A 23,650-nucleotide genomic window follows, 5' to 3' on the forward strand; every position below is an offset into this window, starting at 1 on the left:
ACATTTCCACAATGAAAGCAATATCAGACAACAACTAAAAATGAGCCCAAACAGTACGAGGAATAACGTGATGTGGTGAATAATGCAGCATCAAACTGCTAACTAGCGCACACGCATTTCTCTTTATACTGCGGCTTTCTCATAGTACCATGGAGCCGTATCACGTGTAACTAAGCAGTAACAAACATGTTAAAAAACAATAATAAGGAGCTGTTATGCCTTGGATGTATGCCGTTGCCGGTTTACTAGTCGGAGTTATTTTAGGGGTCGCTATTTCTCGTCTCATGACACCTGAATACAAAAAACAAAAGAACGTACAGAAAGAATTGGATAGCGCAAAGTTTGCCCTTGAGCAGCAGCGACAAGAGCTGGCTGATCACTTTGCGAAATCAGCAGAAATGTTGGACACATTAGGTAAAGACTACACAAAACTGTACCAACACATGGAAAAAACAAGCTCAGAGCTGATTCCTAACCTGCCAGAGCAAGATAACCCGTTTGTGAAAACAGCCGCTGCCCATTCGGACAAGCCACAAGAGAAGCCTTCAGTAAAAGAGGCGACACTTGAGGAACAACCGAAAGATTACGCTAATGGCGCAACCGGTTTATTTACAGAGCAGAAGAAAGAAATCATGAATGCTCCCGATGTTGTTACAGCAAAAGCATCGTAAACATTTAACACTTCTGTGAACTTTACAAAGGTTTTTGAGTCATAACTTTCACTCAGGTCATTTGAAACTTATCATACTTATTAAACGTATAAGAGGGTTAAGACCTTAACTAGAGAGGAGTTTATGATGAAAAAACCTTTGCTTGCTTTATCAGTGCTAACTTTAAGCTTAAGTTCAATCATCACCCCCATTAAAGCAACAGCCGCACTGCCATTAAGTGTGGGTAATGAACAATTACCGAGCCTTGCTCCTATGCTTGAACAAGTGACCCCCGCTGTGGTTAGTATTGCCGTAGAAGGCAAACAGGTACAACGTCAGCAAATCCCTGAACAATTTCAATTCTTTTTTGGTCCAGAACAAACACGAGAGCGTCCCTTCCGCGGATTAGGCTCTGGTGTCATCATTGACGCCGAGAAAGGTCATATCGTGACCAATTACCATGTCATTAATGGTGCGGACGATATCAAAGTAAAACTGCATGATGGTCGAGAGTACGATGCTGAGCTAATCGGCGGCGACCAGATGTCTGATATCGCACTGCTAAAATTAGAAGAAGCCAAAAACCTGACCCAGATAAAAGTCGCAGACTCAGACAAACTAAGAGTTGGTGATTTTAGTGTCGCGATCGGTAACCCATTCGGACTTGGGCAAACCGTGACATCCGGTATTGTTTCTGCACTCGGCCGTAGCGGCCTGAATCTAGAAAACTTTGAAAACTTCATTCAAACCGATGCAGCAATCAACAGCGGCAACTCTGGTGGTGCGCTAGTGAACCTTAACGGTGAGCTAATTGGTATCAACACCGCCATTCTTGGCCCTAACGGAGGTAATGTCGGTATCGGCTTTGCAATCCCTTCTAATATGATGACAAACCTGACAGAACAAATTCTCGACTTCGGTGAAGTAAAACGCGGCATGCTTGGCGTTCAAGGCGGAGAAGTGACCTCTGAATTGGCAGAAGCACTCGGTTATGAATCAAGCAAGGGCGCCTTTGTTAGCCAAATCGTCCCTGACAGCGCAGCCGATAAAGCAGGACTGAAAGCGGGCGATATTATTGTCTCTATTAATGGCAAACGCATTGATACCTTCAGCGAGTTAAGAGCTAAGGTCGCAACACTCGGCGCTGGTAAGCAGATTGAACTGGGTGTGGTTCGTGACGGTAAGAGCAAAACCTTTGATGTGACGCTTGGTGAATCCACCAATAATAAAACACAAGCTGAGAAGCTCCATGAAGGACTAGCTGGTGCTGAGTTAACCAACACAACAGAGAGTGACTCTGCAACGGGCGTCAAGGTATCGAATGTTGCTCAAGGTTCACCAGCCGAAGCCTATCAACTCCTGAAAGATGACATCATCATCGGAGTAAACCGCCAGCCCGTTAAGAACCTTGCTGAGTTTAGAGAGATTCTTGAAAAACAACCTGGTGTACTGGCGCTTAATATCCAGCGAGGCGACCGAACTATCTATCTTGTGATTCGATAGTCTTACGTCAGCGCAATTACAGGGAGGCTCAGTAAGTTTGCTTTAAACTTACTCAGTCTCCCTTTTCTTTAGATCAATCAAAATGCTATGCTTCACTTGTAATCAAATCAGTCATCCATTGATGGAGGCTTCACACCTTACTTGTTGAAGAGGGAAACATGCTGTCCTTTCTATTTCGTTCTATTTCCCTTGGACTCGTTTCAGCGGCGCTTATTCTTCTCGCCTTCCCGAGCTTAAGACCAGCGATTGTCGCTGACGTTACTAGCCCTAAAGTCGATAATATTGGCTCTCTTCAGATTTCATTTAACCAAGCAGTTCGCCGCGCGGCGCCTGCAGTGGTTAACATTTATAGCCGTAAATACGCTGAAAGCGATCGAAACAAACTGCTCACACAAGGTTTGGGCTCTGGGGTGATTGTTAGCGAGAAAGGCTACATCATTACCAACTTCCATGTGGTGGCTCAAGCAGACCAAATAGTTGTGGCACTTCAAGATGGCCGAGTAGCAGCTGCGCAACTTGTCGGTTCAGACAAACGCACCGATATCGCGATACTTAGAGTCAGCGGTGATAATCTACCGGTGATCCCACTCAATCCTAATTACAAAGCCAATGTCGGTGATGTTGTACTGGCTATCGGTAACCCATACAACCTAGGTCAAACAACAACCTTTGGTATCATCTCTGCAACCGGCCGTTCTTCGATCAGTGCCGATGGCCATCAAGCCTTTATCCAGACCGATGCGGCAATCAATGAAGGTAACTCAGGTGGCGCACTGGTGAACTCACAAGGTGAGCTAGTCGGTATCAATACCGCCTCTTTCCAGCAAGCTACCGACATGGAAACCTATGGGATCTCATTCGCTATCCCCTATCCGCTTGCTAATAAAATCATGGAAAAGATCATCGCCGATGGTCGTGTGATTCGTGGCTATATTGGTATCGATGGACAAGACATCAACTCAGTCACCTCACGCATGTTGGGTACTAAGAATATCGGCGGGATCGTTGTGTTGGGGATAGACCCTAATGGTCCGGCTGCCGATGCGGGTTTTGAAGCTCAAGACATTATTGTCAGTATCAACGATAACCAAGTAAATGGTCGCCAGAGTGTAATGGACATCGTTACCGACCTGCGACCTGGTACAGTTATCGATGTGGGTATATTGCGCCAAGGTGAAAGCAAAACCTTAAAGGTGACCATCGCCGAAGATACTCGCCTGTAGAGCAAACTCTGTAAGCAATGATTCAAGCTGCTAATACACAAGTACAAAAAACCCAGCTCATAGGCTGGGTTTTCTTTTATCTAAAGATTGTTTCAAGTATCTCTACGATTCACTTTGCTCTTCGATATCGATGCGAGTCACTCGCTGTAGTCCTCTAGGCAGTAGACCACCACGACGACCACGTTCACCACGGAAGTTTTCAAGATCCGCAGGTTTCAAACCAAGCTTACGTTTACCGGCGTAGATAGTCAGCGTCGCATTCTCTGGGATAGCCATAAGATGTGAGACAAACTCTTCACGCTCTTTTGCTTTCGCAGAAGGGATGTTGATGATCTTGTTGCCTTTACCTTTGCTCAGCTGAGGGAGATCTTTAATCGGGAACAACAACATACGACCTTGGTTAGTAATCGCCAGAATCTGATTACTGTCCAAGTCAGCAATAGGGCTTGGCATCATCACTTCAGAAGCTTGTGGCAAGTTAACCAAGGCTTTACCGCTCTTGTTCTTGGACAGCAGATCGCTACCCTTACAAACAAAACCATAACCTGCATCAGAACCGACTAACCATAATTGTTCATTCTCTCCCATCACCACTTGGCGAATAGAGGTACCTGGGCTGACGTTCAAGCGGCCTGTAATTGGCTCACCTTGGCTTCGCGCCGACGGTAATGAATGTGACTCAAGGGAGTAGCTTCGACCATCACTGCCGAGGAACACCGCTTGTTGGTTACTCTTACCCTTAGCACTCGCTAAGAATTTATCACCCGATTTGTAGTTCAAACTTTCAGCGTCAACTTCATGCCCCTTGGCATGACGAATCCAACCTTTCTCAGACAACACAACCGTGATTGGTTCGCTTGGTACTAAGTCGCGCTCTGTTAGCGCTTTCGCTTCAGCGCGCTCAATCAGAGGTGAACGACGATCATCGCCGTATTTATCCGCATCTGCTTGGATTTCTTTCTTGATCAGCGTATTCAAGCGACGCTCTGAACCGAGTAGCTTTTCAAGCTTCTCACGTTCAGCTTCAAGCTCTTCTTGTTCCGCTCGGATTTTAAACTCTTCTAACTTAGCTAAGTTACGAAGTTTAATATCAAGAATCGCATTGGCTTGAATTTCAGAAATGTTGAAACGGCTCATTAGGACAGGACATGGTTCGTCTTCTGTACGAATGATCTCAATCACTTCATCGATATTAAGATAAGCAGCAAGCAAACCTTCTAAGATGTGCAAGCGTGCCAGTACTTTATCTAAACGGTACTGCAAACGACGGCGAACCGTTGTGCGACGGAACTCGATCCACTCTTTCAGGATTTGAACTAAGCCTTTAACTTGAGGACGATTATCTAAACCAATCATGTTCAAGTTAACGCGGAAGTTTTTCTCTAGATCCGTCGACGCGAACAGGTGACTCATCAATTGGTCACAGTCGATACGATTCGAACGAGGAACGACAACGATACGCGTTGGGTTCTCGTGATCCGATTCATCTCGCAAGTCGTCAACCATTGGCAGCTTCTTAGCGCGCATCTGGTTAGCGATTTGCTCAAGTAACTTCGCACCTGACACTTGATGAGGTAAAGCCGTGATAACAATATCAGAGCCTTCCTTGTGCCAAACCGCGCGCATCTTGATGCTGCCACGTCCAGTACGGTAGATCTTTTCGATGTCCGATTTCGGGGAGATAATCTCAGCTTCAGTCGGGTAATCTGGACCTTGAATGAAACCCATCACGTCTGAAAGCTCAGACTTAGGCGTATCAATTAGGTGAATGGCTGCATTAGCGACTTCACGCACGTTGTGTGGTGGAATATCGGTCGCCATACCTACCGCGATACCTGTAATACCGTTAAGTAGGATGTGAGGTAGGCGAGCAGGCAACATTTGAGGCTCTTTCATCGTGCCATCAAAGTTTGGTTGCCAGTCAACAGTGCCTTGACCTAGTTCACCTAGAAGAACCTCAGCAAACTTAGATAATTTGGCTTCGGTATAACGCATCGCAGCGAACGATTTCGGATCATCAGGAGCACCCCAGTTACCTTGACCATCTACCAATGGGTAGCGGTAAGAGAAAGGCTGCGCCATCAATACCATCGCTTCGTAACAAGCAGAGTCACCATGTGGGTGATACTTACCTAATACGTCACCAACGGTACGTGCTGATTTTTTGTATTTCGATGCAGCCGATAAGCCTAGCTCAGACATCGCGTAGATAATACGACGCTGTACTGGCTTCAAGCCATCACCGATATACGGCAATGCACGATCCATGATCACGTACATTGAGTAATTTAAGTAGGCATCTTCGGTGAACTTGCGCATTGGCAGCTGTTCAACGCCATCATATGTAATTTCGTTAGACATCCATTATACCTCGGCCATATCACCGTTAGTCTGTAGCCATGTACGGCGATCATCTGCACGTTTCTTACCAAGCAGCATGTCCATCATCTCGTTGGTTGCTTCGCTGTCATCAATCGTTAACTGCACAAGGCGACGAGTGTTTGGATCCATGGTGGTTTCACGCAACTGAAGTGGGTTCATTTCACCCAGACCTTTGAATCGTTGCACGTTGATCTTGGCTTTCTTCTGCGATAGTCGCTCAAGCACACCGTCTTTCTCTGCGTCATCAAGTGCGTAGAACACTTCTTTACCGCAATCGATACGATACAGAGGAGGCATTGCCACATAGATATGACCCGCTTCAACTAATGCATGGAAATGGCGAGTAAACAAAGCACACAGCAGTGTCGCGATATGAAGACCATCCGAGTCCGCATCGGCAAGGATACAGATCTTACCGTAACGCAGGCCGGATAAATCATCGTTGTCCGGGTCGATGCCTAGAGCCACCGAGATGTCGTGCACTTCTTGCGAAGCCAATACTTGGTCTGCTGACACTTCCCATGTATTTAGGATCTTACCGCGAAGTGGCATAACTGCTTGGAACTCACGATCACGTGCTTGTTTAGCAGAACCACCCGCCGAGTCCCCTTCCACGAAGAAGATTTCGGTACGGCTTAAGTCTTGAACTGAACAGTCAGTTAGCTTACCCGGCAGTGCTGGGCCTGAAGCGATTTTCTTACGCACAACCTTTTTGCTTGCGCGCATACGGCGGTGGGCATTCGCAATACAAGCTTCTGCTAGCTGTTCTGCCAGTTGTGGCTTTTCGTTCAACCACAGGCTAAACGCATCTTTTACCACACCAGACACAAACGCAGCAGTTTGACGTGAAGACAAGCGCTCTTTTGTTTGACCAGCAAACTGCGGATCTTGCATCTTCACCGACAGTACGTACGAACAGCGATCGAAGATATCGTCGCCCGTTAGCTTAACGCCACGCGGCAGCAAATTACGGAATTCACAGAACTCACGCATTGCATCAAGAAGACCTTGGCGAAGACCGTTTACGTGTGTACCACCTTGTTTAGTCGGTACTAAGTTCACGTAACTTTCGGTGATCATGTCGCCGCCTTCTGGCTGCCAGATGATCGCCCAGTTTGCCATTTCTGTTTCAGCAACGAATTCGCCAACATACGGTTCTTCAGGCAGCAAGGTGTAACCTTTCACGCCTTCGGCAAGGTAGTCTTTTAGACCATCTTCATAGAACCATTTATGCTCTTCACCACCGACTTTGTCGATAAAGGTAATTTCTAAACCTGGGCAAAGCACTGCTTTTGCACGTAGGTTGTTAATCAGACGAAGTGTCGAGAATTTAGGGCTATCGAAGTACTTAGGATCAGGCCAGAAATGTACTGATGTACCACTGTTACGATGACCACAAGTGCCCGTCACAGTAAGCTCTGTTACTGCATGACCGCCTTCAAGTGCGATCTCGTGAACCTGACCTTCTCGGCGTACGGTCACTTCAACACGTTTTGACAGCGCGTTTACAACCGAGATACCTACACCGTGCAGACCACCAGAGAACTTATAGTTGTTATTCGAGAATTTACCGCCAGAGTGGAGCTTAGTTAAAATCAGCTCAACACCTGAGATCCCTTTTTCAGGGTGGATATCGACAGGCATACCACGGCCGTCATCGGTAACTTCTAACGATTGGTCTGCATGAAGTACCACTTTGATCTTCTTAGCGTGTCCCGCTAGTGCTTCATCGACCGAGTTATCAATGACTTCTTGGGCAAGGTGGTTAGGTCTTTCTGTCTCGGTATACATTCCCGGGCGGTGTCGCACAGGGTCGAGACCTTCAAGTACCTCGAGGTCTTTTGCATTATATTGTTCAGTCATAATACGGAGTTTACTCAAAAAGTTTGCGTCAGTTCGCTGGCTCCAGTTTCACTAAAGCAGAATCATTACTATGAACCGTCATAGTAGAGCGAACGAGCGAAGTATTGGGGAATATAGTCTGGAAGCTGAGTAATGATGTCAAGCTAGTTCAAAAACTAAGACATCAAACTATGATATTTCACCATTGATAGATGAAATAACAGGCAAACAAGAGAAAATCACTTGGTTGGTGGAACAGATTAAAGATTTAGAAAGGTGATGATTTGTTGTGGGTAGCGTTCAAAATCAACAAAGCTATGATCCCCGCCCTCTTCTACTGTCTGTGTTGCACCTTGGTACTTCTCTACCGCTTGTCGGTAATCCAGAACTTCGTCTTCCGTTTGCTGAAGTAACCAGAAGTCGCTCGGCTTAGCGATAGCCGAAACCTCTAACGCCTTCAGTTCATCAATATGTTTTGTTTCCAGTACATATCGTTCATCTGTGTATGGGTTTACTTGTTCACCTAAATAGTCAGCAAGAAGCTCATACGGCTTCACTGCTGGGTTTACAACCACCGCTTTAAAACCATAGTGGCTATTCAGCCATGTTGAAAGATAGCCACCCAGCGAGCTACCGACCAACGCTATTTGATATTGCTCTTTGTATTGCTCCACCAGCTGCTGTAAATGAAGTGCCGCTTGTTGAGGGAAACTCGGCAGTTGAGGGGTTACGACTTTAATATCAGCGCGATGCTCCGCACAGTAATCTGCCATCACATTCGCTTTATGAGAACGTGATGAGCTGTTAAATCCGTGAATATAGAGAAGCAGCGATGGCTTATTAGCTTGTTGATTAGAGCCTGGCATCAATAACCGCCTTCATTAGTAACCAGCAGCCTTAAAATCAGGCAAGAACTGCCCATGAGGCAGACGACGAACTTGCGTGCTAACGGTACCGTCTTGATGTAATTCAATCTCTCTCCAGCCCGGAGACAAAGTATCAACCGCGAAGTCATCTGAGTTAGGTTTGAATTGCACACAAGTCGACGGTGTTGCCATGACTTGTACACCATGATGATCTCGGTTCATGTCTTGATGAACGTGACCACACAGTACGGCTTTAACATTGGTGTGCTGTTGAACCACATCCCAAAATTGATCGGCGTCTTTTAGGTTATGTTGATCTAACCATGCGCTGCCAACCAACAATGGATGGTGGTGCAATAGAACCAAGGTATTACGTTCAGGGAACTCCGTCAGCTTCTGTTCTAATAGGTCAAGCTGTTGATCGCTGAGGCGACCATGAGGCACACCAACCACCTGCGAGTCTAGCATCACCATCTGCCAGTTATGGCCTAGCAAGACATGCTCAACACACTGTATTTGTGGTGATGGTAAAACACTGCCCATATTAGGCTTAAAGTCATGGTTCCCTGGCAGCCAATAGCATGGCTTTTCCAAAGGCTGAATCCCTGACTCAAATTTCTGGTACGACTCAGCACTGTGATCTTGAGATATATCACCGGTTGCTAAAATCGCTTGATAGTCAAAGCCCTGACTAACAATGCCATCGACTACAGCACGAAAGCTATCTTGAGTGTTGATGCTTAATAAGCTGCCATTGCTCGGCGCAAATAAATGCGTGTCCGTTAGCTGCACAAGCTTAATAGTGCTCTCATCAAATTTTGAAGTGTGTGATAATTCCAAAATAACAAATCCAGATACGTTACTGTTTAGACTTTAAAAGTGTTGATAAATAGGCTCAATTAAAAGGCAATTGGGGTTCGGCTGATACCCGTTTTTAAACAAAACGTTAACCATTCCCCAAGAAATTTATTCAATTGAAATTTCTCGTCCTTTTGCAGAAGCTTAGTGTTGGGGTAGTCATATTTCGCTTTGACTCGCGAAAAATCCCCGCTAGCGCACACTTCTGCAACTCGAGCGTCGTGATATAGCCTGACAGACATTTTTGGCAAAGGAAACACTGGCATCGCATCACTCTGACATATATCTATTAATGTGGTGTATTTTGTGACCTCATTCACTGTCAATTGATACACCATATTAACGGCTTGGTAACAGCGAACGTCACCAACCTCATGCCCAACCGGTAACAAAGCGTTCAGTTTGGCATAGTTAGTCTCGTAAACTCGCATCAATTCAGCAAGATCAACATGATACGGTTTTTTGACCGCGATATTTGGCATGACGTTAATCTATCCACTCTGACTGTAATTCTTGGTAGTTCAATTGTAGCCACTGTAGCGCAATGATCGTGGCTCCATTTTCAAATACACCATCTTTTACCAACTGATAAGCAGCTTCGCGACTCATCACTTGTACACGAATGTCTTCACCTTCGTAGTCCAATCCGTGTACCCCTTTGGCTGTCGTTGCATCAACACAGCCAACAAAGACGTCGAGCTTTTCAGAGCAACCACCAGATGAAGGATAATACGAAGTAATAGGCAATACAGATCCGACTTCGACTCCGGCTTCTTCCATTGCTTCACGACGAGCGACGTCTTGTGGCGATTCGTCCGTATCAATGATCCCAGCAACAATTTCGTATTGCCATGGGTTCTCATGCTCTAGGGCTCCGACACGGATCTGTTCGACGATCACCACTTCATCACGCACAGGATCATAAGGTAGCAAAGCGGCAGCATGTCCACGCTCAAACATCTCACGCTCTATTGGTTGGCTCCAGCCTCCCTCAAATAGTCTATGTTTAAATGTGTACTTGACCATTTTGAAAAAACCACGAAACAGCGTCTCTTTTGAGACTATTTCCACATCTTGAGGAGTAAACTCGTGTCGTTGATTATCATACTGTTGCATTTGGTACCTCACTAAGTGATCTTTATAGTTTACTCATTGTCCGAGTTAACTACCAAGGATAAGGTTCAACTTTTTGTATAAATTTTATAATTAAAGTTAAGTTTTAAAAAATAAATATTGCACAAGTGGACAGTTAAATGTAAAAAAGTGCAAAGTTTCGAGTAAATTACCATCAAACTGGGTTAAACTCTTTCAGAGAAAATTCTATTAAAGGCAGGAATAGGAAAATGAAAAAACTGCTTCCACTATTTATCAGTGCAGCAATTGGCAGCCTGAGTTCGTCAGCTTTCGCTGATACGCTAGCTGAAGTTTACGACCAAGCAAAACAGAACGATCCACAACTTCTTCGTTCAGCAGCGCAGCGCGATGCCGCTTTTGAAGCAGTAACGTCAAGCCGTAGCTCTTTATTACCGCAAATCAATTTGACAGCTGGGTACAACCTTACTCGTGGTGATACAGATTTCGATTCAGCATCGACTCGCGATAATGACCAGAATGCTCTAACAGCTGGTATTAGCTTTTCTCAAGAACTATACCAACGTTCTTCTTGGATCACGCTAGATACAGCAGAAAAAACAGCTCGTCAATCTGATTCAGCGTATGCAGCAGAGCAACAAGCTTTGATCCTGCGTGTAGCAACAGCATACTTCGAAGTACTGCGTGCTCAAGATAACCTAGAGTTCGTTCGTGCAGAAAAAGCAGCGGTTGCGCGCCAACTAGAACAAACAAAACAGCGCTTTGAAGTAGGTCTTTCAGCAATCACCGATGTACATGATGCGCAAGCTCAATACGATGCCGTTTTAGCTGATGAAGTTTTAGCAGAGAACACTCTGATTAATAACTACGAAGGTCTACGTGAGATTACAGGTCAAGAACACTCTAACCTAAGCATCCTAGACACTGACCGTTTCTCAGCAAGCAAATCTTCTGAGTCTGCGATTGCACTGGTTGAACAAGCTGAGCAAAAAAACCTTAGTCTACTTGCTGCGCGAATCTCGCAAGACATAGCTAAAGACAACATTTCACTACAGAGCTCAGGTCATCTACCATCTCTAACTCTTGATGGTGGATACGACTATACTGATATTGGTTCAAGTGCTACTTCTGACGGTACCACAAACAACTTCAATGTTGGCGTTAACTTAAATGTACCTCTATACACGGGTGGTAACACAACTTCATTGACTAAACAGGCTGAATACAACTACGTTGCAGCAAGTGAAGATCTAGAAGCAACTTACCGTAGCGTTGTAAAAGACGTACGTGCATTCAACAACAACATCAGCGCTTCGATCGGTGCTCTACGCGCTTACGAACAGTCTGTAGTTTCTGCTCAGTCTGCTCTAGAAGCAACAGAAGCTGGTTTTGATGTAGGTACTCGTACTATCGTTGACGTACTAGATTCGACTCGTCGTCTATATGATGCGAACAAAAACCTTTCAGATGCTCGTTACAACTACATCCTAAGTGTTCTTCAGCTTCGTCAAGCGGTTGGTACACTAAGCGAACAAGACATCGTTGATGTAAACGCAGGTCTAAAAGTAGCAAGCAAGTAATTCTTAAATCCTAGTTAAAGGCTCTAATCAAAGTCTTTAATAAAGCGACTAGATTACCGTTACAAAAATGCCGCTCATTGAGCGGCATTTTTATTATCTATCAAAAGTTAGATTTACAATCTGACTATGAGCTTGAGGCTAAAGGTTTTATACTCGAAGGCGAAGGGTTAACCTCGACCACCTTTAATCGCTTTGATAATTTCAGTTGTAGAGCAACCATCTTCAAAGTTAAGTACTTTAACTTCGCCACCAGCCGCAATCACTTCCGCACCGCCAGCGATATCTTCAGGTTTATAATCCCCGCCTTTCACCAAAATGCTTGGCAATACTTCAGAGATCAAACGTTGAGGCGTATCTTCAGAAAACGGCACAACCCAATCAACTGCACCTAAGCCAGCCAATACCGCCATACGACGATCAGTTGGGTTCACAGGGCGACCAGGGCCTTTCAAGCGTTTCACTGATTCATCGGTATTTACCGCAACGATCAAACGATCGCCCAGCTCAGCCGCGTGATTCATGTAAGAAACATGACCAGCATGTAGAATATCAAAGCAGCCATTGGTCATAACTACCTTCTCGCCTTTCGCACGAGCACGCTTCACCGCTTCAACCAGTGCCGCTTCTGAGATCACACCGTAGTCTGTGTCTTGACTGCCGTGAATCGCTTCAGCTAGCTCTATCGTGGATAACGTTGACGTACCTAGCTTACCAACAACGACACCAGCTGCAGCGTTCGCTAATGCACACGCCTCATCCAATGGCTTACCAGCTGCAACAGACGCAGCCAGTACTGAGATAACCGTATCGCCAGCACCAGTTACGTCGTACACTTCTTTCGCTTGGGTTGGCAAGTGGAATGGTGCCTGACCTTTACGTAATAAAGTCATACCATTTTCACTGCGAGTCACCAATAGAGCTTCAAAGTCATACTTCTCGATCAAGGCAATACCTTTCTCGATAAGATCTTCTTCTGATTTCACTTTACCTGCAACCAGCTCAAACTCTGCCATGTTTGGTGTAAGTAATGTCGCACCACGGTAGCGCTCTAAATCCGCGCCTTTGGGATCGATGAATACAGGAACATTGGCTGCGCGTGCTTTTTGAATGAAGCTCTGTACATGCTCTAATGCACCTTTCGCGTAATCTGACAAGATAACCGAACGTACATTTGGTAGGGCTTGCTCCATGCGAGACAGAATAAGCTCTGGGTTGGTGTTTTCGAATTTGTCTTCAAAATCCAAGCGAATCAACTGCTGACCACGGCTCATCACTCGTAGTTTGGTGATGGTTGGATAGTCTTCTAACTCAACGAAATCACACTTAACCTTCAGAGCACCTAAAGTGCTTTTCAACACCTCAGCAGGCTCATCTTTACCAGTCAAACCAACAACATGAGCATGCCCACCAAGAGAGGCAATGTTCATTGCTACGTTGGCAGCACCACCAGGACGCTCTTCGTTATTTTCTACTTTCACAACGGGGACTGGTGCTTCTGGTGAAATACGGCCAGTTGGGCCATACCAGTAACGGTCAAGCATTACGTCACCGACAATAAGAACACCTGATTGGCTGTAGTCAGGTAGAATTGGTTTCATTGTTGAGCTCCAAAAATCGAATCTGGCTAGAGTCTAGCACACTGATTACAGTGGCTAAACTACAGATAAATGAGTAAAAGCCTATCAAGATAAACATAGCACTCGCTACGCTATGACTGAATTATGCTTCCATCCACTGCTTCCATGCCTGAACAACATGTTCTCTTTCCATTTCGAACTTTTCAATCGCCACATCCGCATCAAGGTTAAGTAGATTACGGTGGTGGATTTCATCCCTTAATGTGGTGTACGCATTGGTCAATGCCATACCTTGTTGCTCGTCCATTATCCCTTGCGACAACAAGCTTTCAAAGATTCTCACATTGTCACACCAACGAGTAAGCTTAGGTTTCTCGTTGCTGTATCTCAGCACTAAGTATTGCGCCAAGAACTCAATATCAGTAATACCGCCCGCATCTTGTTTAAGCATGAATCGATCGGCTTTTTTACCGCCTAAATGGCCACGCATTTTTTCACGCATATCCACAACTGACTTTTTGAGTGTTGCCTCATCTCGTGGCAAGCACAAAACCTCATGCCTAGTTTTGTTAAACGCAGATACCAATAAGTCATCACCGTAAATCATACGAGCACGAGTGAGGGCCTGGTGCTCCCATGTCCACGCGTCATTGTGCTGATACTCGTCAAAGGCATCGGTTGGACTCACCAATAGACCAGATGCACCAGAAGGGCGTAGGCGAGTATCGACTTCGTACAAAATGCCAGAAGCAGTTCTGGTCGAGAAAATATGAATAATACGCTGCGCTAATCTTAAGTAGAATTGGCGTCCATCGATCTCTTTCTTTCCATCAGTATAGATGTGTACCGGGCAGTCGTGCATGAACACGATATCAAGATCGGAGTTATAACCAAGCTCCCAACCACCGACTTTGCCATAACCAACGACAGCAAAACCGCGACCTTCGCGATCTTTAACATGGGTCGGTTCACCAAACTTGGCGGATACTTGTAACCAAGCTTGATTGACCCCCGCCTCCACAATGGCTTCTGCTAAGTAGGTCAGGTGATCACTGACCTTCATGACAGGTAGAGCACCCGCAATATCCGCGGCTGCAATTCTCAATATACAGGTCTGCTTAAACTGACGCAGACCTTCCATCTGTTGCTCCATATCATCTTCAGGGATACGGGCTAGATAATCACGCAACTCGGTCTTGTAAGACTCTAAAGGCACGGGATTGTAGAGTTGCTGAGGGTCGATAAGTTCATCTAACAGAATTGGATAACGACCCAACTGCTCCGAAATCATCGGGCTTGCCGTACACAGGCGAACTAGCTGAGTCAACGCGGCAGGGTGTTCATCTAGTAGTTCAAGGTAAGTGGTACGCGTAACGATTTTATGCAGCAGATGCAGTACTCGCGACAAACCAAACTCGGCATCCTTAGCGGTGTACAGCGCTTGAAACACTTTCGGCATCAGTCGATTGAGGACTTCCCGCCCACGAGGGCCAAGAGTCTTTTTAGCCAAATCGGCTTTAAACTGAATGATCGTTTTCGCCGCATCAGGCGGGCTCGCGACCGCAATGTCGTGTTCCAACACGTGCTCAATTACATCGGGTTTATGGGCCATATCCCACAACTCGCTAAAGTGGCTCGCGATCGGATTAGCGTCATCTTCATCAACGCCAATTAGGTCTTCGAACACGGTATGTACATTCGCCATATGGGCGCGAGTTGCCACAATCAAGCTATCCCAATCGGAAAATTGCATGGCAACCGCAAGCTGCAGTTGTTCGAATTCACAGTCAGGTAAGGTTTGAGTTTGCTTATCAGCCATGGCTTGTAACAGGTTCTCAAGGCGACGCAAAAACAGATAAGCTTCACGTAGGTGCCCCACCTCTTCAGACTCTAGCAGATGAAGGGATTCAATCGCACTTAAGGTTTCGAGTAACCCTCGACCGCGTAAGCTAGGCTCGCGTCCACCACGAATCAATTGGAAGACTTGTGCGATAAACTCAACTTCACGAATACCACCAGAGCCAAGCTTGATGTTGTTCGAGAGACCACGACGACGCACTTCGCTGCTGATCATAGACTTCATTCGGCGCAGAGATTGAATCGCACTAAAATCAATATAACGGCGGAACACAAACGGGCGTAGCATTTGGCGAAGCTCTTGATACTCAGGGTACATCTCACTGCCCATCACACGCGCTTTGACCATAGCGTAGCGTTCCCAATCGCGACCTTGTTCTTGATAGTAATCTTCTAGCGCAGCGTAACTCATGACCAGTGGACCACTCTCACCGAATGGACGCAGGCGCATGTCTACTCGATAACAGAATCCATCGAAGGTTTGCTGATCAAGCGCCTTAATAATACGTTGCCCGAGACGTGTAAAGAACTGCGCATTGGCAATGCTGCGTCTTGCACCTTGGGTTTCACCATTCTCTGGGTAGGTGAAGATCAGATCGATATCGGAAGAGAAGTTAAGCTCACCGCCCCCTAGCTTGCCCATACCAATGATCAACATCGGCTGTGCTTCGCCTTGTTCATTACAAGGTGTGCCCCACTCTTTACAACAAATATCGTACTGCCATTGGTAGGTTTCGAAGATCATCGCCTCAGCCAACATCGATAGATGATTTAGGCTCTGCTCTAGCTCCCACGAACCCATAAAATCACGCCAAGCAATGTAGGTCATTTCTCGATTTCGGAATTGACGCAGCACGCGCTGACCGCTCATTTCATCGGTGCAACTAGAAAGTAATTCAGCCAAGCGTTCTCGGTATCCTTCAGCGCGTTCTTCGCATGCCAACATATTAGGTAAGTCACCACATAAAACCGTATCACGCTGCAGGCAATCACCAATAAAACAGCTTAAACCGAGTACACGTTTAAGATCTTCAGTCAGTGGCTCAGACCAAGTATTGATGGCTTCACTTTGATGCTCTAATAATTGCTCAAAAGCAGACTGGGAGTGAGTGATGAGTTGAGAAGGCAATGGCATGTTTCTTCCTTGTATAAGCTGCGCGCCGAACAATCGGTTTATCGATTCAGTTCTTCAATAACGAGTTTTCATAACTAAAGATAAGTTATACCAAAGTTACGCCAATAAAAAACGCCCACATTAGCAATGTGGGCGTTTTATCGATTAACTTATCTGGTTGAGCTTACAACCGAGAAACAGTCTCTGGGAATTAGCCTTTGACGGATGAAGATTGGGTGCTGAGGACTAAACCTTAAATTGCTTAATCTTACCGTCGAGTTCTTGCGCGTTACTTTCCATAAGCTGAGAGGTCTCGAGCAGTTCACCAACCACCACAACTGAAGCTTCAACAAGCTCGCGTACATTGGTCAGGTTGACGCTCATCTCTTCAGCAACACTGCTCTGTTGGCCTGCAGCGGTCGCGATCTGGAAGTTCATATCATTGATTTGATTGACTTGGCTTACAATGCCGTCAAGCTCACTTCCCGCGTTAGTCACCAGATCAACACCTTCAGCCGCTTCAACAACACTCTTCTCCATCAGTTCTACCGCAGAGTTAGCGCTGCTTTGTAGATGACTGATCATGTCTTGAATCTCTACCGTCGCTTGCTGAGTGCGCTGTGCAAGGTTACGAACCTCATCAGCAACAACCGCAAAACCACGACCTGCTTCACCTGCACGCGCCGCTTCAATCGCAGCGTTCAATGCTAATAGGTTTGTTTGTTCTGAAATGCCTTGGATAGTACCAACCACACTGCCAATTGAGTCAACGCGCTCTTCTACTTGGTTTACCGCTGCTGCAGATGCTGCGATATCTGAAGATAGCTCACTCATCTTAGAAACAGACCCTTGAACGAACTTCTGTCCCGTCAATGCTTGGCCAGATGCCTGTTCCGTCAATGAAGAAGCGCTTTGCGCATGTTCGGCTACAGTTTGCACTGTAGAGGTCATCTCACTCATTGCTGTTGCCAGCTGATCGATCTCATTGAACTCTTCTTGAGCTGATTCTTTGGTTTCAGACATGCTGATGGTCATCACTTCCGTCAGAGCAAACAGTTCATCAGAAGAGGCCACCTGAGTTTTGATCATGTCGTTCAGTTGAACGCGAGTTTTTTCGAGTTCACGTGCCACATCGCCGTATTCATCTTTACAGTCCATTTGAATCGGCACTGATAAGTTCTTGTCGGCCATGGTTTTAATGGCGTCATTAAGGTATTGAGTCTGACGCAGCATAACGCGCGCCGCTGCTAATAGAAGAACCACAAACACAATGATCATTAAGGCTGTTTGCCAAGCCACTTGAACTAGGTAAGTCTCGTAATGCTGTTGTGCGACTTGCGCGTTATTGGTTACAGCAAGCAGTGAATCGTAAAACGTACTTGCGTCCCAAAGCTGCTTTGAAATGATCAAGATCGTACTGAATATCATCAGCATGACCATTTTTGGAACGAGACGAACGTCAGAGATTATCCTTTCCCACGGCTTGAATGACAGTTTAGTCATTGTCAGTTCTCCATTAATTCTTATATATTGATGGCTTCTATATCCGCGAGGTGGCTATGTCAGTCAAAGTTCGCGATTTATTTTGAGCCTCGTATGAATGTTGAATAATACCAAAGACGCCACCAAGCCGATGAGCTTATTGTCACTGATTCTCTCTTTCTTAGCGTTATTTGTGATCTCAGGCTTATTGTTCGTACCGATCGACAAAGAATCGAAACAAGTCCTTATCGGCCTCGATTTTATAATCTGTAGTGTTTTTCTTTTTCAGCTCACAATTGATCTATTCAGATCACAAAACAAAAAAGAATATCTAAAAGTACACTGGATCGATTTCTTAGCAAGCATCCCAATGATCGAACCACTTCGTTTCGCTCGCATTTTTCAGATCTTACGTGTAATTCTTGTTCTTCGTTCGGGTAAACGAGTGTTAAGAGAGCTATTTCGCAATCGTAAAGAGACCACCCTCGCCTCGATTATATTGCTGCTGATCATTCTCCTGACCATAGGAGCTGGGACAATACTGCTGTTAGAGCACAAAGATCCCAACGCCAACATCACCACTGGACAAGATGCGTTATGGTGGGCTTTCGTGACCATCAGTACCGTGGGATATGGCGATCATTATCCCGTCACGAGCTCAGGAAAATTAGTTGCCTCTCTGGTGATCATTTGCGGTGTGGGTGTGTTTGGTATGATTTCAGGCTTGATTACTTCTTTGATCACCTCTCCAACTCATCATGAGAATCAACGCGCGGAAAACAAAGAGAAGCACCTTGAGAAGATCATTGAGCAACAACAGAAAATCCTCGAACGACTAGAAAAGCTCGAGCAACAAGCAAAAAAATAGGGCCGAAGCCCTATTTTCAAATTCATACTTATATTGATACAGGTGTTGAGTTTAGTCTTGCCAGTATGGCTCAACCTCAACACTGATTTGGCGTGTTTGTTCCATCGCATGCAGAATAGACACTTCTTGACGAGCTAACCAACGCTCTAGCTGAACCTTCTCGTCGCCTTCCAACTTCTCAGTCAAAGGCTCTAATGTTTTAAGTGCCAGTAGGTCATCAATGCCTTGCACCATATCAGCCCATGGCAAGCGGAAGCTGTTTCGCTCAGCGTCATCATATAAACTCGCGAAACCAACACCAGAATACAGATTACGCATCAAACGGTATTGCTGTTCAATATACGCTTGGCTGGTCATCACTCGCTCTGGCGGGAAAGCTTCCATCAAGTCTGCCCATGTGCGATCGAGTTGCTGCACGGAAAACCATTCGATACCACGACCCATTTGTTCACGCGCTTTCTCATCTAAGAAAGGTTGCCAGCCACGAGACAAGATCCAGCGGCTCAGATCTAACAATAAACCAGTGTAACGAGCAGAGCTCAACAAGGTAAGCAGCTCTTCACGATCTGGCAGTTGCTCTTGCATCTCTTTAAGCTCAGCCACTAAAAACTTACGCGCATCGAGTTTACGTAGTACGTGTCCTTTATCTTCCAGCAAGTCTTCGAAATGGTCATAGCTTTTCAGCCAGTCGAGCTCTTGCTCAAGCCACTTCAACTCTTGACGTAAAATAGCACTCGCACGTCTTGGGACAATACCACCGTAGATAGTGAAGGTTTGACGAATAAAACTGAGCGAGTGGCTGATCTCATGTAACGCTTCAATAGATTGGCGCTCGGTGAAGATCTGCTCATGATAGTGCCAATGAGCGAGAGCGTGCTCTAAAGATTGAATGAAACACGATTCAACGGTATCACTTTTATCAGTATCAACTAAAGTCAAAGGAGTAACTTCATCTCCTTGATAACCTTGAGCAAGGCGGTAACCCTTAGCAGCTTTGCTTAGATTGCCCAAACGCATGCCACCTTGTTCGCAGAATTGGCGAGACAATGTAAATAGCGCATCCGTTTGACCGGATTTAAGTTCTAATTCGACTTCGCAAATCGGTTCTTGCAGGTCGCCTGATTCAACGAAGCCTTGGTCGAATGCGACCTCGACTTGACTGCCATCAGGCATGCCAATCAGCCACTGCTCACGCGTGAAGTTGGTAGAGAACAGAGGAGTCAGCTCAGCTTGCAACGTTTCGATGTCTTTACCTGCTGGCCAGATATCCTCTGGGTGCAGGGCTAGCTTGGGTTCGTTACTGTCGTGTTCTGCATTGTATTCAGGCCTTTGATGCAGGCCAGCAACCACACGACCCGCTGTCTTTACGGTTTGTACAAATACGTCATCAAAGCGTCGAATGCGTAAGCCGATATCGTGCTTACGTAGCCAGTTGTCAGCGGTGTCAAAGTAGATGTTACCTAGCTCACGACAACTGTGCTGAAGTACTTTAGTTTCAGCAATTTTATTGCGTAAAGTCTCTGAAAATTCAGGAGAAACAAAAAACTTCAGTTCTATCTCGGTTTCCATAGTTATACCTTTCTGTGAAGATAGGGACAGGATATTGCCAATTTGAAAAGTCGGCAAGTCAGAAATATCGCCCTTATGATGATCTAAAACAGTTTTAATGAGAGATTGATTAGGTTAACATGCGCGACTTTGTAGCCATCGCTTAACATTTCACCATGAATATGGTGTATGTTGTTTTAAGGTTATTATTTATTAGGTTGGATGACCATGCCAGTAAATACAATTATGGGGTTATTTGCAAAGTCCCCAATTAAACCTTTGCAGCGTCACGTAGTATGCGTGAACGAATGTTGTTCTCACCTAGTTAATTTCTTTGAAGTTTCTTCAAAAGGTGACTGGGAAAAAGCATCAGAAATTCGAGCTCAAATTTCTCACCTTGAGAAAGAAGCTGACGTACTAAAACGTGAAATTCGCCTTAAACTTCCTCGTGGTTTGTTTATGCCAGTTGATCGCACCGATATGTTGGAGCTATTAACGCAACAAGACAAACTCGCAAACCTAGCGAAAGACATTGCTGGCCGTGTATATGGTCGTCAACTTGTCATTCCTGCTCCTATGCAAGAAAACTTCATCGCTTACGTTAAACGTTGTCTAGATGCAGCGAACCAAGCACAAAACGTAATCAATGAATTAGACGAATTACTTGAGACTGGCTTTAAAGGCCGTGAAGTAACACTCGTTGCCGAAATGATTCATCAATTAGATGTAATTGAAGATGACACGGATGCGATGCAGATCGAACTACGCCAACAACTAATGGCAATTGAAGGCGATCTGAATCCAGTTGATATCATGTTCTTATACAAAATTCTTGAATGGGTTGGTGGTATTGCAGATCAAGCACAGCGTGTAGGCGCTCGTCTTGAAGTAATGCTTTCTCGATCTTAAATCATACGTTAACCATATAACGAAGAGCATTTTTTGAACAAACCACTTATGCGCTGAGTATTCCTCTCGCTGAGCGGTTTTTTGCGTCTAAATTTGTTCCGCTTGTTATCAAACAACTAGGTATTACGATGGATATCCTTGCTAACTACGGCACTGTCCTGATTATTGTTGCAGCAGCTTTCGGTTTCTTGATGGCTATTGGTATTGGTGCAAATGACGTTGCGAACGCAATGGGCACCTCAGTAGGCTCTAAAGCTTTAACCGTTAAACAAGCGATCATTATCGCAATGATCTTTGAATTCGCAGGTGCTTACCTTGCGGGCGGCGAAGTAACAGACACGATCCGTAAAGGTGTTATCGAAACGTCTCTATTCGCTCATCAACCAGATGTACTTGTGTACGGCATGATGTCAGCACTTCTTGCTGCGGGTACATGGCTACTTCTCGCTTCTTACATGGGCTGGCCGGTTTCTACGACTCACTCAATCATCGGTGCAATCATCGGCTTCGCTTGTGTGTCTGTAGGTACTGAAGCGGTAGACTGGAACAGCGTTCAAGGCATTGTGGGCAGTTGGATTATCACACCGGTTATTTCCGGTTTCTTCGCTTACGTCATATTTGTAAGTGCTCAACGACTGATTTTTGATACAGAGAACCCGCTATTTAACGCGAAACGCTTTGTACCGGTATACATGTTCATTACAACAATGGTAATTGCACTTGTAACCATCAAGAAAGGCCTTAAGCACGTTGGTCTTCACCTAAGCAACACTGAAGCATGGGTTTGGGCTGCTGGCGTTTCTGCGCTTGTAATGATCGGCGGTTACCTATACATCCAGAAGAAATTCGCTAACCGCGAAGAAGACCACGGCTTTGCAGGTGTTGAAGGCATCTTCTCTGTACTCATGGTTATCACAGCTTGTGCGATGGCATTTGCACACGGTTCAAACGACGTTGCGAACGCGATTGGTCCACTGTCTGCTGTTGTATCAACCGTTGAGCACATGGGTGAAATCACAGGTAAGAGTACTATCGCATGGTGGATTCTTCCTCTAGGTGGATTCGGTATCGTTGTTGGTCTTGCAACAATGGGTCATAAAGTAATGGCAACCGTTGGTACTGGTATTACAGAACTAACACCAAGCCGTGGCTTTGCTGCACAACTTGCAACTGCATGTACGGTTGTACTAGCTTCAGGTACTGGCCTTCCAATCTCTACTACACAAACACTCGTTGGTGCTGTTTTAGGTGTTGGTTTTGCTCGTGGTATCGCAGCACTAAACTTAGGCGTTGTACGTAATATCGTGGCTTCTTGGATTGTGACACTACCTGCAGGTGCTCTACTTGCTGTTGTGTTCTTCTACGGAATTCAAGCTGCGTTTACTATGTAATCGCGACTGCGTTAGTGAATACTAGCGTCAGAACAGTGTGAGCTTCAGTAACGATATGTAAATGCCATGTCATTATTGACTCAAACGCACAGAAAGGGAGGCTTTGCCTCCCTTCTTTGTTGCACCGCATAAAGAAACTAAATATTATTTGCTGATTGAGGCTGACTCATACGCCTACCCAATTTGAATCGTTAAGGGATTTACTGTGAAAAAACTGATTAGCTTAGTTTTGTTCGCAATGCTTGCGGCTCCAGCTGCCTTTGCACAAGACCGTTATATTGCTGACAAACTATTTACTTATATGCATTCTGGCCCAAACAACACATTCCGTATCATCGGTAGTGTTGATGCTGGTGAAAAGATTACATTCCTACAAACTAACAAGAGTACGGGTTACACCCAAATTCAAGACAACCGTGGCCGTAAAGGTTGGGTTGAAAGCAAGTTTGTAAGCACTCAAGAAAGCATGGCACTGCGTATGCCTAAGCTAGAGAAAGAGCTGACGGAAGTTAAAGGCAAGCTAGCGAATGCTCGTCAGAGTGCTGACAGCGAAAAAGCTGGCCTAGCAAGCTCTCTAGATTCTCGTAACAAGCAGATTGCTGAACTAGAACAGAACTACAGTGAAATTAGCCAACAGCTAACGAGTTCTCAAACAGAGAACCGTGAACTGCGCGCTAAGCTAGACACTCAAAAAGACGACCTACTATTGAAGTACTTCATGTACGGTGGTGGTGTTGCGGGTATTGGTCTACTTCTAGGCCTTGTTCTGCCACACATCATGCCTCGTCGCAGAAAATCACCAAACGGTTGGGCGTAGACGTAACGCTTGTATTAGGTACAGTAAATTCAGTATCGAAGATCAAAAAGGAGCACCTCGGTGCTCCTTTTTATTTGTCTGTTATCTAGAT

At 45.4% G+C, this 23,650-nt stretch carries 18 protein-coding genes; 8 read left to right on the forward strand and 10 right to left on the reverse strand.

Annotated features, from left to right (window positions below):
- Positions 1–215: 215 nt before the first annotated feature.
- From zapG to degS, 3 genes are all read left to right on the forward strand, one after another.
- On the forward strand, positions 216–671 hold the full coding sequence (zapG, locus tag AB4249_RS04340; RefSeq protein WP_017061432.1) for a Z-ring associated protein ZapG: 456 nt from the start codon (positions 216–218) through the stop codon (positions 669–671).
- Between the two features lie 126 nt (positions 672–797).
- Positions 798–2,153 carry a Do family serine endopeptidase gene (locus AB4249_RS04345; RefSeq protein WP_017061431.1) on the forward strand — a complete coding sequence of 452 codons (1,356 nt, stop codon included), beginning with the start codon at positions 798–800 and terminating at the stop codon, positions 2,151–2,153.
- Between the two features lie 158 nt (positions 2,154–2,311).
- Positions 2,312–3,376: an outer membrane-stress sensor serine endopeptidase DegS gene (gene degS, locus AB4249_RS04350; protein WP_017061430.1), complete on the forward strand. Its 1,065-nt coding sequence runs from the start codon at positions 2,312–2,314 to the stop codon at positions 3,374–3,376.
- A 102-nt stretch (positions 3,377–3,478) separates the two neighbouring features.
- Here degS and parC read toward each other — a convergent pair whose 3' ends face one another.
- From parC to nudF, 6 genes are all read right to left on the reverse strand, one after another.
- The gene (gene parC, locus AB4249_RS04355; protein ID WP_372102374.1) at positions 3,479–5,737 is read right to left on the reverse strand and encodes a DNA topoisomerase IV subunit A; all 2,259 of its coding nucleotides are present in this window, start codon (positions 5,735–5,737) and stop codon (positions 3,479–3,481) included.
- A gap of 3 nt (positions 5,738–5,740) precedes the next feature.
- A complete protein-coding gene (parE, locus tag AB4249_RS04360) occupies positions 5,741–7,621 on the reverse strand; it encodes a DNA topoisomerase IV subunit B (RefSeq protein ID WP_017061428.1) in 1,881 nt (626 codons plus the stop codon).
- Positions 7,622–7,860: 239 nt separating this feature from the next.
- Positions 7,861–8,466 (reverse strand): esterase YqiA, encoded by a 606-nt coding sequence (gene yqiA / locus AB4249_RS04365; RefSeq protein ID WP_017061427.1) that lies wholly within the window; start codon positions 8,464–8,466, stop codon positions 7,861–7,863.
- Between the two features lie 15 nt (positions 8,467–8,481).
- The gene (gene cpdA, locus AB4249_RS04370) at positions 8,482–9,306 is read right to left on the reverse strand and encodes a 3',5'-cyclic-AMP phosphodiesterase (protein ID WP_102428611.1); all 825 of its coding nucleotides are present in this window, start codon (positions 9,304–9,306) and stop codon (positions 8,482–8,484) included.
- Positions 9,307–9,365: 59 nt separating this feature from the next.
- Positions 9,366–9,806 (reverse strand): DUF1249 family protein, encoded by a 441-nt coding sequence (locus AB4249_RS04375; protein WP_008222561.1) that lies wholly within the window; start codon positions 9,804–9,806, stop codon positions 9,366–9,368.
- A 4-nt stretch (positions 9,807–9,810) separates the two neighbouring features.
- Entirely contained in the window at positions 9,811–10,440 is a 630-nt protein-coding gene (gene nudF, locus AB4249_RS04380) for an ADP-ribose diphosphatase (RefSeq protein ID WP_017061425.1), read from the reverse strand.
- Between the two features lie 227 nt (positions 10,441–10,667).
- On the opposite strand from nudF, the gene tolC reads away from it, so the two are divergent.
- Positions 10,668–11,996: an outer membrane channel protein TolC gene (tolC, locus tag AB4249_RS04385; protein ID WP_372100410.1), complete on the forward strand. Its 1,329-nt coding sequence runs from the start codon at positions 10,668–10,670 to the stop codon at positions 11,994–11,996.
- 167 nt (positions 11,997–12,163) lie between these two features.
- Here tolC and hldE read toward each other — a convergent pair whose 3' ends face one another.
- The 3 genes from hldE to AB4249_RS04400 all read right to left on the reverse strand — a co-directional run bounded on the left by hldE (position 12,164) and on the right by AB4249_RS04400 (position 18,047).
- Entirely contained in the window at positions 12,164–13,594 is a 1,431-nt protein-coding gene (gene hldE, locus AB4249_RS04390) for a bifunctional D-glycero-beta-D-manno-heptose-7-phosphate kinase/D-glycero-beta-D-manno-heptose 1-phosphate adenylyltransferase HldE (protein ID WP_372102376.1), read from the reverse strand.
- Positions 13,595–13,715: 121 nt separating this feature from the next.
- Positions 13,716–16,565, reverse strand: a complete 2,850-nt coding sequence (gene glnE, locus AB4249_RS04395) for a bifunctional [glutamate--ammonia ligase]-adenylyl-L-tyrosine phosphorylase/[glutamate--ammonia-ligase] adenylyltransferase (RefSeq protein WP_372102378.1) — start codon at positions 16,563–16,565, stop codon at positions 13,716–13,718.
- Positions 16,566–16,790: 225 nt separating this feature from the next.
- Positions 16,791–18,047, reverse strand: a complete 1,257-nt coding sequence (locus tag AB4249_RS04400) for a methyl-accepting chemotaxis protein (RefSeq protein ID WP_048658011.1) — start codon at positions 18,045–18,047, stop codon at positions 16,791–16,793.
- Between the two features lie 97 nt (positions 18,048–18,144).
- On the opposite strand from AB4249_RS04400, the gene AB4249_RS04405 reads away from it, so the two are divergent.
- Entirely contained in the window at positions 18,145–18,894 is a 750-nt protein-coding gene (locus tag AB4249_RS04405; RefSeq protein ID WP_048658010.1) for a potassium channel family protein, read from the forward strand.
- Between the two features lie 51 nt (positions 18,895–18,945).
- Here the strand turns inward: AB4249_RS04405 and AB4249_RS04410 are convergent, their stop codons facing one another.
- The gene (locus tag AB4249_RS04410; RefSeq protein ID WP_055319017.1) at positions 18,946–20,463 is read right to left on the reverse strand and encodes an inorganic triphosphatase; all 1,518 of its coding nucleotides are present in this window, start codon (positions 20,461–20,463) and stop codon (positions 18,946–18,948) included.
- Between the two features lie 207 nt (positions 20,464–20,670).
- Between AB4249_RS04410 and AB4249_RS04415 the strand changes: the two genes are divergently transcribed.
- The 3 genes from AB4249_RS04415 (at position 20,671) to AB4249_RS04425 (ending at position 23,559) form a co-directional block, all read left to right on the forward strand.
- Positions 20,671–21,351, forward strand: coding sequence for a TIGR00153 family protein (locus AB4249_RS04415; protein ID WP_010434644.1), 681 nt, complete (start codon positions 20,671–20,673; stop codon positions 21,349–21,351).
- A gap of 128 nt (positions 21,352–21,479) precedes the next feature.
- Positions 21,480–22,742 carry an inorganic phosphate transporter gene (locus tag AB4249_RS04420; RefSeq protein ID WP_017062916.1) on the forward strand — a complete coding sequence of 421 codons (1,263 nt, stop codon included), beginning with the start codon at positions 21,480–21,482 and terminating at the stop codon, positions 22,740–22,742.
- 205 nt (positions 22,743–22,947) lie between these two features.
- On the forward strand, positions 22,948–23,559 hold the full coding sequence (locus AB4249_RS04425; protein WP_017062917.1) for a TIGR04211 family SH3 domain-containing protein: 612 nt from the start codon (positions 22,948–22,950) through the stop codon (positions 23,557–23,559).
- The last annotated feature ends 91 nt before the right edge of the window (positions 23,560–23,650 follow it).

This window comes from Vibrio sp. 10N.261.55.F4, from assembly GCF_041470465.1.
Taxonomy (GTDB): Bacteria; Pseudomonadota; Gammaproteobacteria; order Enterobacterales; family Vibrionaceae; genus Vibrio; species Vibrio crassostreae_C.

Coding starts and splice junctions, on each gene's coding strand:
- hldE (WP_372102376.1), bottom strand. CDS start 13,594: ATGAAACCAATTCTACCTGACTACAGCCAATCAGGTGTTCTTATTGTC.
- AB4249_RS04405 (WP_048658010.1), top strand. CDS start 18,145: ATGTTGAATAATACCAAAGACGCCACCAAGCCGATGAGCTTATTGTCA.
- parC (WP_372102374.1), bottom strand. CDS start 5,737: ATGTCTAACGAAATTACATATGATGGCGTTGAACAGCTGCCAATGCGC.
- AB4249_RS04400 (WP_048658011.1), bottom strand. CDS start 18,047: ATGACTAAACTGTCATTCAAGCCGTGGGAAAGGATAATCTCTGACGTT.
- parE (WP_017061428.1), bottom strand. CDS start 7,621: ATGACTGAACAATATAATGCAAAAGACCTCGAGGTACTTGAAGGTCTC.
- glnE (WP_372102378.1), bottom strand. CDS start 16,565: ATGCCATTGCCTTCTCAACTCATCACTCACTCCCAGTCTGCTTTTGAG.
- AB4249_RS04420 (WP_017062916.1), top strand. CDS start 21,480: ATGGATATCCTTGCTAACTACGGCACTGTCCTGATTATTGTTGCAGCA.
- AB4249_RS04375 (WP_008222561.1), bottom strand. CDS start 9,806: ATGCCAAATATCGCGGTCAAAAAACCGTATCATGTTGATCTTGCTGAA.
- degS (WP_017061430.1), top strand. CDS start 2,312: ATGCTGTCCTTTCTATTTCGTTCTATTTCCCTTGGACTCGTTTCAGCG.
- yqiA (WP_017061427.1), bottom strand. CDS start 8,466: ATGCCAGGCTCTAATCAACAAGCTAATAAGCCATCGCTGCTTCTCTAT.
- tolC (WP_372100410.1), top strand. CDS start 10,668: ATGAAAAAACTGCTTCCACTATTTATCAGTGCAGCAATTGGCAGCCTG.
- nudF (WP_017061425.1), bottom strand. CDS start 10,440: ATGCAACAGTATGATAATCAACGACACGAGTTTACTCCTCAAGATGTG.
- AB4249_RS04415 (WP_010434644.1), top strand. CDS start 20,671: ATGCCAGTAAATACAATTATGGGGTTATTTGCAAAGTCCCCAATTAAA.
- AB4249_RS04345 (WP_017061431.1), top strand. CDS start 798: ATGAAAAAACCTTTGCTTGCTTTATCAGTGCTAACTTTAAGCTTAAGT.
- AB4249_RS04410 (WP_055319017.1), bottom strand. CDS start 20,463: ATGGAAACCGAGATAGAACTGAAGTTTTTTGTTTCTCCTGAATTTTCA.
- zapG (WP_017061432.1), top strand. CDS start 216: ATGCCTTGGATGTATGCCGTTGCCGGTTTACTAGTCGGAGTTATTTTA.